The sequence below is a fragment of the Actinoallomurus acaciae genome (assembly GCF_042429965.1).
GTDB classification, from domain to species: Bacteria; Actinomycetota; Actinomycetes; order Streptosporangiales; family Streptosporangiaceae; genus Actinoallomurus; species Actinoallomurus acaciae.
In genome coordinates, this window is the sequence record NZ_JBHLZP010000310.1 from 1 (window position 1) to 9,817 (window position 9,817).

At 70.9% G+C, this 9,817-nt stretch carries 8 protein-coding genes; 3 read left to right on the forward strand and 5 right to left on the reverse strand.

The genetic code is table 11. The features are described 5' to 3' along the window. Together ACFFNX_RS31805 and ACFFNX_RS31810 are read left to right on the forward strand one after the other, a co-directional pair. Positions 1 to 1,635 (forward strand): peptide ABC transporter substrate-binding protein (locus tag ACFFNX_RS31805; RefSeq protein ID WP_378209566.1); only part of this gene is annotated, 1,635 nt, incomplete at its 5' end. A 1,092-nt stretch (positions 1,636 to 2,727) separates the two neighbouring features. Then, the gene (locus ACFFNX_RS31810; RefSeq protein WP_378209567.1) at positions 2,728 to 3,795 is read left to right on the forward strand and encodes a chitinase; all 1,068 of its coding nucleotides are present in this window, start codon (positions 2,728 to 2,730) and stop codon (positions 3,793 to 3,795) included. A gap of 59 nt (positions 3,796 to 3,854) precedes the next feature. On the opposite strand, the gene ACFFNX_RS31815 is transcribed toward ACFFNX_RS31810, so the two are convergent. Next, positions 3,855 to 4,955: a sensor histidine kinase gene (locus ACFFNX_RS31815; RefSeq protein WP_378209568.1), complete on the reverse strand. Its 1,101-nt coding sequence runs from the start codon at positions 4,953 to 4,955 to the stop codon at positions 3,855 to 3,857. Between the two features lie 29 nt (positions 4,956 to 4,984). After that, positions 4,985 to 5,638, reverse strand: coding sequence for a response regulator transcription factor (locus tag ACFFNX_RS31820; RefSeq protein ID WP_378209569.1), 654 nt, complete (start codon positions 5,636 to 5,638; stop codon positions 4,985 to 4,987). A 160-nt stretch (positions 5,639 to 5,798) separates the two neighbouring features. On the opposite strand from ACFFNX_RS31820, the gene ACFFNX_RS31825 reads away from it, so the two are divergent. Beyond that, positions 5,799 to 5,969: a hypothetical protein gene (locus ACFFNX_RS31825; RefSeq protein ID WP_378209570.1), complete on the forward strand. Its 171-nt coding sequence runs from the start codon at positions 5,799 to 5,801 to the stop codon at positions 5,967 to 5,969. A 224-nt stretch (positions 5,970 to 6,193) separates the two neighbouring features. Here ACFFNX_RS31825 and ACFFNX_RS31830 read toward each other — a convergent pair whose 3' ends face one another. Genes ACFFNX_RS31830 through ACFFNX_RS31840 form a run of 3 tightly spaced genes read right to left on the reverse strand, consistent with a single transcriptional unit; the run spans position 6,194 to position 9,225 of the window. Next, positions 6,194 to 7,069, reverse strand: a complete 876-nt coding sequence (locus ACFFNX_RS31830) for an inositol monophosphatase family protein (RefSeq protein WP_378209571.1) — start codon at positions 7,067 to 7,069, stop codon at positions 6,194 to 6,196. Then, positions 7,036 to 8,031, reverse strand: coding sequence for a ferrochelatase (locus ACFFNX_RS31835; protein ID WP_378209572.1), 996 nt, complete (start codon positions 8,029 to 8,031; stop codon positions 7,036 to 7,038). The genes ACFFNX_RS31830 and ACFFNX_RS31835 overlap by 34 nt, the downstream gene beginning before the upstream one ends. Positions 8,032 to 8,073: 42 nt before the next feature. Then, entirely contained in the window at positions 8,074 to 9,225 is a 1,152-nt protein-coding gene (locus tag ACFFNX_RS31840) for a lytic transglycosylase domain-containing protein (RefSeq protein ID WP_378209573.1), read from the reverse strand. Positions 9,226 to 9,817: the final 592 nt, after the last annotated feature.

Consider the following 9,817-nt stretch of genomic DNA (forward strand, 5'->3'; position numbering starts at 1 on the left):
GGCGTGCTGGCCGGCGCGGCCGCCGCGTTCGTCCTGCTCGCCGTCGCCGGCACGTTCGCGGTGGTCAAGCTCGCCGGCGGCGGCGGTCACCCGCCGAACCCCAACCCGACGGCGGCCGGGAAGGCGGGCGGAACGTTCCGGATGGCGCTGTCGCCGCCGGAGTACATCGACCCGTCCAACGCCATCACCACGGCCGACTTCTTCGTCGTGGAGAACCTCTACACCGGACTGAGCCGGATCAGGCCGGACGGCTCGGTCGAACGCGCGCTCGCGACCCAGGTCACCGCCGATCCGACGTGCAAGCAGTGGGGGTTCACCATCCGCTCCGGCACGACGTTCAGCAACGGCGAGCCCGTCGACGCCGCCGCGTTCGCGCGGAGCTGGAACCGCACCGCCCTCAACAAGACCGGCGGCGAGGGCTACCTGATGGACGACATCCAGGGCTACGACGACGTGGTGTCGGGCAAGGCGCAGACGATGTCGGGCGTCTCGGCGAGCGGGTACGCCCTCCAGGTGACGCTGACCCAGCCGGACTGCGACTTCGAGAGGCGGGTCGCGGCCCCGGTCTTCGTCCCGATGCCGTCGGCGGCCGGCGACGCGTCCAACGACGGCTACAACCGGACGCCGATCGGGAACGGCCCCTTCAAGATCGGCGCCTACACGCCGAACGCGCGCCTCACGCTGGTGCGGAACGACTCGTACGCATTCACCAAGCCCAGACTCGACCAGGTCGACGCCACCTTCGTCTCCGACCTGAGCGCGGCGCTGAGCGGCTTCGACGCCGGCCAGTACGACTGGGCGGAGCTGCAGTCGACGTCCATTCCGGCCGCCGTCGCCCGCCACTCTTCCGACGGCGAACTGGTCAAGGGCGCGATCGGCGGCATGACGTTCCTGTTGCCGATCGGCGACAAGGGCACGATGAAGTCCAAGGAGGCACGCCAGGCGGTGTCGTACGCGCTGGACCGTCAGGCTCTCGTCGCCAGCGCCTACCAGGGGATATATCCGGTCGCGAACTCCATGGTGCCACCGGCGATCCCGGGCGCGCTGACCAACGGCTGCACGGCGTGCGTCCACGACCCGGCGAAGGCGAGGACGCTGGCGCAGCAGGCGGGCCTCGGCCCCGGCTCGTCGGTGACGCTGACGCTGGGCGACAGCAGCTCCTACACCCAGCTCGCCGGGGTGGTGCAGCAACAGCTGGAGTCGGAGCTGGGCTGGAAGGTCAAGCTGCGGAAACTGGCGATCACGAAGTTCTACCAGGACGAGGCGAGCGCCAAGGCCGAGGACCTGTACCCGTTCTCGTGGGTCGCCGACTACCCGTCGGCGGAGAACTTCCTGGGCTCCCTGCTGTCGAGCGACTCGATCCAACGCCGCGACGACGGGTCGGTGGGCGGCAGCAATTACGCGCGCTACAGCAGCACGGCCTTCGACAACGCGATGAAGACCGCCCGTTCCACGGCCGACGCCACACAGCGGACGAAGCAACTCCAGGCCGCGGAGAAGATCGCACTCGATGACATGGCGCTGATCCCGCTGTACTCCCACACGCAGTACCGGGTGGCGAACACAAAGGCCTTCGTGGGCATGAGCATGGACTCCATCGGCTACCCGGACCTGACCACGACGGCCCGCAAGTAGCCCCGCCGCCGTCCAGACGCCCCGACCGGGCAGATGCCCATAGCTCGGCGATCGAGCAGGGCGGTGATGAGGACGGCCGCGCAGGAGACGGCCAGCAACCACAGCGCCCAGCCGACGACGGCCCGCAAGTAGCCCCGCCGCCGTCCAGGCGACCCGGCCGGGCGGATGCCCACAGCCCCGCGACCGAACCGCGAGACCCAGCCGCCTGGGTGCCAGCGCCCAAGGCCCGGCGACCGAACCACAGCGCCCAAATGACCACCCGACGACGACCCGCATGTAGCCCTGCCGCCGTCCCGGCGACCCGACCGGGCGGATATCCACGGCCCGGCGACCGAACCGCGAGGCCCTGCCGCCTGGTGCCGGCGCCCAAGCGCCGGTCGCCCGATGTCGGCCACCCGGGGTGCTGACGGCCGGATGCCGTCACGCACCTCGGCCCACCTGGACCGCCGATCGCCGATCGCCGATCGCCGATCGCCGACTTCGGCCGGGCCGAGACGCCCATACCGCGCGGGCCGGTCCCGGCGGCGCAGGCCGTCCTCGACGTACAGCGGCGTGAGGGACACCGAGAGCCGCCGCAGCCGCCGGTACGTCGCAGGTCACGACCGCGACCGCGAGCAGATGCGCACCGGTGACCACGTCCCGCCCGACGGATGTGTCTCCGGACCGCTCCCCCGAGCGCACCCCTCCCGCCTTAGACACACCCCTCCCGCCCTGGACACACCCCTCCCGCCCTGGACACACCCCTCCCGCCCGGGGGGCTCACCCCACTTCCATTGTCCAGCGCTGACATCGCGCGCAGGAAGGTGTCACAGCGGCTGTGGATAACCCCCTCGCCCCGGCGTCGTCGGGAGGGCGCCGCGCTCCGGTCCCGATCCCGACTCTGGTCCCGACCCCGATCCCGACTCCGGCCCCGACTCCGGTCCCAAGCCCGACCCCGACTCCGACTCCGGCCCCGAGCCCGATCCCGGTCCCGGAAGCGGTTCGCGCGGTTCGGCTTGACTCGCGCGGTCAAGGCGCGATAGGAATCAATAGGAAAGCTTACTAATAGCTTTACGGGGGCCGTCCATACCCTCTCCCCGCCAGGAGTGCGACGTGAGACGCCTGTTCGCCAAGCTCGCCGCCATCTCGTCCGCCATCACCCGAATCAGCGACCGTCTCCCCAAGCCCGGTTCGCCCCGGACGGTTCAGGCCGCCAAGCCCGTCGCCGGGCTGCTGGCCGGTCTCGCCGTCGTTCCGGCCGTCCTCGCCCTCGGCCCGTCCTCCGCATCCGCCGCCACGGCCAACTGGCCGTACGTCTCCCCCTACGTCGACATGGGCTCCTGGCCCACGCCCTCCCTCAGCCAGATGTCCCAGGCGTCCGGGATCAAGGGGTTCACCCTCGGGTTCGTGACCGGCGCGGGCTGCAAGGCCAGCTGGTTCAACGCCTACGATCCGCGTACGGCCTGGCAGAAGGACGAGATCGCCGCGCTCCGCTCCGCCGGCGGCGATGTACGGATCTCGTTCGGCGGCGCGTCCGGGATCGAGCTCGCCCAGGCCTGCTCCAGCGTCGACTCGCTCTACACCGAGTACGCCGCGGTCGTGGACGCGTACAGCGCGAAGTACGCCGACTTCGACATCGAGGGCGCCGCCACGGCCGACCCCGCGTCGATCTCCCGCCGCTCGCAGGCGCTGGCGCGGCTCAAGCAGACCCACCCGAACCTGAAGATCTCTCTCACCCTCCCGGTGCTCCCCGAGGGGCTGACCAGCGACGGCCTCAACATCGTGACCTCGGCCAAGAACGCCGGAGCCGGTCCCGACGCCGTGAACGTCATGGCGATGGACTACTACCGCAGCGGCACCGACGACGGCGACGCGGCGACGCAGGCCGCCCAGGCCACGCACGACCAGCTCAAGGCGATCTTCACCGGGAAGTCCGACGCGCAGATCTGGGCGATGGTCGGCGTCACGCCGATGCTCGGCAAGAACGACGACGGCAGCGTCTTTGACCAGAACGACGCGCGGCAGCTCGTGACCTTCGCCTCGCAGCACCACGTCGGCACGCTGGGGTTCTGGGAGGAGACCCGCGACCGCAACGCCTGCAACGGCGCGCTCTACCAGTGCACGAACATCACGCAGCAGCCGTACGAGTTCTCCAAGATCTTCGCCGCCTACACCGGCTGACCTGCACTCCCGTGACCGCGTGGCGCCACTCGGGGAGCGTCACGTGGTCACGGGGCACCTCAGGCCTTCGGCAGGCGTACGGTCATGATCAGGCCGCCGCCCTCGCGCGGCGTCGCCACGACCGTGCCGCCGTGCGCGGTGGCCACCGAGCGGACGATCGACAGCCCCAGGCCGGCGCCCTTGGAGGACTCGATCCGGTCGGTGTTGAGGCGGCGGAACGGCTCGAAGAGGTTCTGCACCTCGTACGCGGGTACGACCGGGCCGGTGTTCTCCACCTGGCAGGTGGCCCAGCCGTCGAGCACCCCGGTGCGGACGACGACCGTGCCGTCGTCGGCGTTGTAGCGGACCGCGTTGTCGATCAGGTTCGAGACGAGATGCTCGAGCAGGACCGGGTCTCCCAGGGTGGGCCCGGAGGTGAGCTCGGTGATGATCTCGACGTCCGGCCGGTCCTCGCGCACGGACGTCTTCAGCACCATCGTGGCGACGTCGCTCAGGTCGACGGCGGTGCGCGTGGTCAGCTCGCGCTCGCTGCGGGCCAGGAGGAGCAGCCCCTCGATCAGCCGCTCGTGCCGCGCGTTGTTGGCGAGCAGCGTACGGCCCACGCTGCGTAGATCATCGGAGGCCTCCGGGTCGGTGAGCGCCACCTCGAGCAGGGTGCGGTTGATCGCCAGCGGTGTGCGCAGCTCGTGCGAGGCGTTGCCGACGAAACGGCGTTGCGCGTCGAACGCCTCGTTGAGGCGCTCCAGCATCGCGTCGAAGGTGTCCGCCAGTTCCTTGATCTCGTCCTCGGGGCCCTGCAGGGCGATGCGCTCGTGCAGGGTGCTCTCCGAGAGCTTGCGCGCGGTCGCGGTGACCTTCTGCAGCGGCGCGAGCGCCCGGTCCGCCACGAACCAGCCGAGTGCCAGCGCGATCAGCCCGACGCCGATCAGCGCGAACGCGGACTGCGTGATGAGCCGGTGCTGGGCGTTGTCGATGAAGCCCTGCCGGATCGCCTGGGCCTCCTGCTGGGAGATGCTGCCGAACGGGTCGTTGGTGCGGACCTCGATCGGCAGTCCCTCAAGAATGTTGGTGACCAGGACGTACGCGACGGTCAGCAGGAGGAACCCGGCGGCGAAGAAGAGGCCGCCGTACAGCAGTGTCAGCCGGAGACGCACCGTCATCCGGCGGGTCACGGCGTTCGGCGAGGGGCTCAAAGGCGGTACCCCGCGCCGGGCACGGTCTCGATGACCTGCGGGTCACCGAGCTTCTTGCGGAGCGTCATCATCGTCACCCGTACGACATTGGTGAACGGATCGATGTTCTCGTCCCAGGCCTTCTCCAGCAGGTGCTCGGCGCTGATCACGGTGCCCTGCCCGCGCATCAGCACCTCCAGGACGGCGAACTCCTTGGGCGTCAGCTCGATCGGCCGCCCGCCGCGGGTGACCGCGCGACGCGCCGGATCGAGGCGCACGTCGGCGCGTTCGAGCACGGGCGGCAGCGGCGGCGCGGAGCGGCGGCCGAGGGCACGGATCCGGGCGATCAGCTCGGCGAACGCGAACGGCTTCGCCAGGTAGTCGTCGGCGCCGATGGTGAGCCCCTCGACCTTGTCGTCGAGCTCCCCGGCCGCGGTGAGCATGAGCACGCGTGCGCTGGTGCCGTCGGCCACGAGGCGCCGGCACACCTCGTCGCCGTGCACCCGCGGCAGGTCGCGGTCGAGCACGACGACGTCGTAGTCGTTGACACTGGTCCGCTCCAGCGCGGCGGCGCCGTCGTACGCGACGTCCACGGCCATCGCCTCTCGCCTCAGCCCGGTGGCGATGGTGTCCGCGAGCACGCGTTCGTCCTCGACGACCAGAACCCTCACCTGTATCCACCCCCTTGGACAGCCCCGCGCTGGACCGGCGGTATCTGTTATGTCACACCCGGCGTAAGTGTCCGATAAGCAAGTCCAGGGTATTCGCAGGTTTAGCGGCGACCATGACGTGGGTAGACCGCACTTCACCTCTTTTTTGAAGGGAGACCGTGTGGGCGAGTTGTCGACGACGATCCACCAGCGTCTGAACGACGCGTACGAGTCGCTGCAAGCGGCTCACGACACCGGCGACGATCTCCTGGCCGAGGCCCAGCGCGCCGAGATCGACGATCTGCGCCGTACCGCTGCGAGCCACGGCATCGACGTTCCGCGCTGCGCCTGAGGCGCCGCAAAGGACAGCCGGAACAGTCACGGCCAACGATCATCGGACGGCGGCCCGGCTGCGGAGGGACACCGTCGAAGGACCGATCAGTGTGGGAGCGACCCTGCGGGGTCGCTCCCACACTGATCTCTACGGAACGCCAACGAGCGCACCTGCGCCTTGACCGGGCCGTCTTCTCATCCGGTACGGCCACGCTGCGGTGGAGTCCCTTCCGCAGGCCCGCCTCAGTCGCGCTCGGGTGACAGCGGAACAAGCAGGTCGTGCAGCGCCTCGTACAGGCCCGGTCCGGCCGAGATGGTCATCTCCACGCTCGCGGGCCGGCCGTTCAGGCCGCCGATGGAGCCGCCGGCCTCCCGTACGATCAGCCCGCCGGCGGCGATGTCCCACTCGTGCGGTCCGCGCTCGAAGTAGCCGTCGACGCGCCCGGCGGCCACCGAGCACAGGTCGACGGCCGCAGAGCCGGCGCGCCGGATGTCGCGGACGCGCGGCAGCACGCCGAGCAGCACCTCGGCCTGGTGGGCACGGCGCTGGGCGGAGTAGCCGAAGCCGGTCGCGATGAGGGCGCGCTCCAGCGGCACGCCCGCGTTGCACTGGAGCTTCTCGGTCGAGCCGTCGCGGCGGACGAGGTAGGCGCCCTCGCCCCGGGCGGCGGTGTAGAGCTCGCCGCGCGTCGGTACCGCGACGACCCCGGCCACGACCTCGCCGTCGACCTCGGCCGCGATGCTCACCGCCCAGTCGGGCAGGCCGTAGAGGTAGTTGACGGTGCCGTCGATCGGGTCGATGATCCAGCGCACACCGCTGGCGCCCGCCGCGGCACCGCTCTCCTCACCGAGGAAGGCGTCGGCCGGACGCGAGGCGCGGATCCGGTCGATGATGAGCCGCTCGGCCGCCTGGTCCATCTCGGTGACCACGTCGGTCGGACTCGACTTGGTGTGCGCGACACGGAGGTCGGCCGGGCGCTTGTCGATGAGCATGGTGCCCGCGGCGCCGGCCGTAGTGATCGCGAGTTCGAGCAGGTCGTGCACGTTTCTCCCTGATGGCCCGTCGTACGTGCCCGTCCGCGTGCTCACGCCGGCCTGCGGCAGCAGGTCTCGGCGCATGTGTCCGGACGGGGTCCCAGCGTGCCCAGCGCCGGGCGTTCGGCGCCGTCGCGTTCGAGGAGGAGCTCGCGGACCATCGCGACGAACCGCGGGTGGGTGCCGGCGGTGGCGGCCCGCTCGATCCGCAGCCCGATCCGCGTCGCCAGCTCGGCCGCCTCGACGTCGAGGTCGAACTTGACCTCCATGTGGTCGGAGACGAAGCCGACGGGCACGATCACCGCGGCGCGTGCGCCGGCGGCGCGGAGCTTCTCCAGGTGGTCGCCGACGTCGGGTTCGAGCCAGGGCACGGTGGGCGGCCCGCTGCGGCTCTGGTAGACCAGCGCCCAGGGCCGCCCGGCCGCGACCGACTCCGCGACGAGGGCCGCCACGTCGTTCAGCTCCTCGACGTAGGCCTCCCGGCCGGGCTGGGCGATCGGGACGCTGTGCGCGGTGAAGACCAGGGACGCCTCGTCGCGCAGGTCCTCGGGGAGCCGCGCGTACGCGGCTCGGGCGTTCTCGATCACCGGCTCGACGAAGCCCGGGTGGTTGAAGTAGATGCGCAGCTTGTCGATCTCGGGCGCGCCCTCGACCTCGGCCCGGGCACGCTCGATGTCCTCGATGTACTGACGGCAGCAGGAGTAGCCGCTGTAGGCGGAGGTGACGAACGCGGCCGCCCGGCGTACGCCGTCGGCCTTCATCTCGCGCACGGTGTCGGCGAGGAACGGCCGCCAGTTACGGTTGCCCCAGTAGACGGGCACGTCGAGCCCGTGATCGGCGAAGTCGGCCTCGATCGCGGCCTTCAGATCGCGGCACTGCTGGTTGATCGGGCTGACGCCGTCGAAGTGGTGGTAGTGCTCGGCCACGGCCTTCAGCCGCGTGCGCGGCACGCCACGGCCACGCGTGACGTTCTCCAGGAACGGCATCACCTCGTCCGGCGCCTCCGGACCGCCGAAGGACAGCAGGAGCAACGCGTCGTAGGCCATGTCTCCATCAAACCAGCCGCGTGCTCCCGCCCGCTCCGGGGCTCACGAGAAACGGCGCGCGTAGGCGTGGGCGAGGTTCAGGACCGCGTTCACGTACGCCTGCGAGTGGTTGTAGGCCCAGATCGCCTTGGCCAGCGAGCCGCGTCCGGCGCCGCTCACGCACAGGTACTTGGCGGCCGCTGGTACGGCGTCGAAGGGGTCCATGATGTCGGCCTTGCCGTCACCGTCGCCGTCCACTCCGTACGTGTGCCAGGTGGCCGGCATGAACTGCATGGGCCCGAGCGCTCCGGCGCTGGAGGGCCCGACGTTGCGCCCGTGGTCGCTCTCGATCTGGCCGATGGCCGCCAGGACGGTCCACGACAGGCCCGGGCAGGTGCCCGCGGCCTGCTGGTACAGCTGCAGGTAGCTCGCCGGGCGGCCGTGTGGCGCCGTCTTGCTCGCCTTCGGCTGGTACTGCTTCTCGTGCAGGTTGATGATCTGGCTCTGCGCGCCGACCGTACGGCGCAGCCCGGACTGCAGAGTGTTGAGGTCGGCGCCGGGCGCGTTGACGAGGAGCCCGATGTCGGGGACCAGGCCGATCCTGCGCCCGGTCGTACGTCCGACGAGAACGTTGATGCCGGGCAGGCCGAGCGAGCCGGCCCCGCCCATCGTCGTCATGAGCTGGGTGCGGCCCTGGATCGCGTACTGCATGCCGGAGCGGAGGCCGAGTTGCTGCTGCACGTCGTCGGAGACGACGAACTGGTCGCGGCCGAGCGCGGTCCACAGCGCGTCGTCGGTGGCGGTGTCGAGCGGTGTCCAGGCGCGGAAGCGGACGGGGTCGACGGCGAACATGTTGGCCTGCCCGCCCTGCAGCCGGACGGCACCGGCGTCGACGGTGATGACGTCACGGACGTGTGCGAGCTTGGACACCTTGACCAGTTGCCGCTTGCTCACGGGCTGCCCCGAGATGACGAGGAAGTCCGGCGGGACGACGTGCTTGAGCGCGGAGGGCTGCTCGGAGGCGGGCACGACGGTGGTGGGAGGACGCGCCGCCGTGGCGGGCACGCGTCCGGGCGTGACCCGCTCGTTTTTCGGCTCGGAGGTCATGACGTACGCCGCGCCGCTCGCGACGGTGCCGGTCGCCGCCACCGCGATGGCCACGACCACGGCCGGAACTCCCCGGAGCGCCAGATGTCTGCGTACGAAACGTCTCATCGATCAACCCAACGAATCTGCCAGCGATCTAGTTACCCACAATCCGGCCGGTCCCGGCCAGACCCCACATCTTCGAAACCCACCGAACACCGCACCGCCCCTGCACGTGAAGGCGAGCCGCCCGGCGACCTGTGCTGGTGAGGCGCCCGGAGGCCCGCGCTGGTGAGACGCTCGGCAGCCTGCACAGGTGAGGCGCCCGGAGGCCTGTGCGGATGAGGCGCCCGGAGGCCTGTGCGGATGAGACGCTCGGCGGCCCGCGCTGGTGAGACGCCCGGAGGCCTGCGCAGGTGAGACGCTCGGCGGCCCGCACGGATGAGGCGGCGGCCCACCGGGGTGAGGCTTCCGGCGGCCCATGCGGGTGAGGCGGCGGTAAGCGGCCCGCGCGGACAGAGCCGCACGTGCTCCACAGCCCCTGCCCGCGCGGGTTGTTATCCACAGCCGACGTTCTGGTCTTTCGCCAGGGGATCGCGGCGCTTGACAATGGAAGTGGGCTGAAGCCCCCCGGGCGGGCGGGGACCGTCCCGCACGACCCCGTCCCGCACGACCCCGTCCCGCACGACCCCGTCCCGCACGACCCCGTCCCGCACGACCC

Excerpts from the sequence above, each read along its gene's own strand:
- ACFFNX_RS31815 (WP_378209568.1), bottom strand. The coding sequence starts at position 4,955 with ATGACGGTGCGTCTCCGGCTGACACTGCTGTACGGCGGCCTCTTCTTC.
- ACFFNX_RS31830 (WP_378209571.1), bottom strand. The coding sequence starts at position 7,069 with ATGCGCCGAGACCTGCTGCCGCAGGCCGGCGTGAGCACGCGGACGGGC.
- ACFFNX_RS31835 (WP_378209572.1), bottom strand. The coding sequence starts at position 8,031 with ATGGCCTACGACGCGTTGCTCCTGCTGTCCTTCGGCGGTCCGGAGGCG.
- ACFFNX_RS31840 (WP_378209573.1), bottom strand. The coding sequence starts at position 9,225 with ATGAGACGTTTCGTACGCAGACATCTGGCGCTCCGGGGAGTTCCGGCC.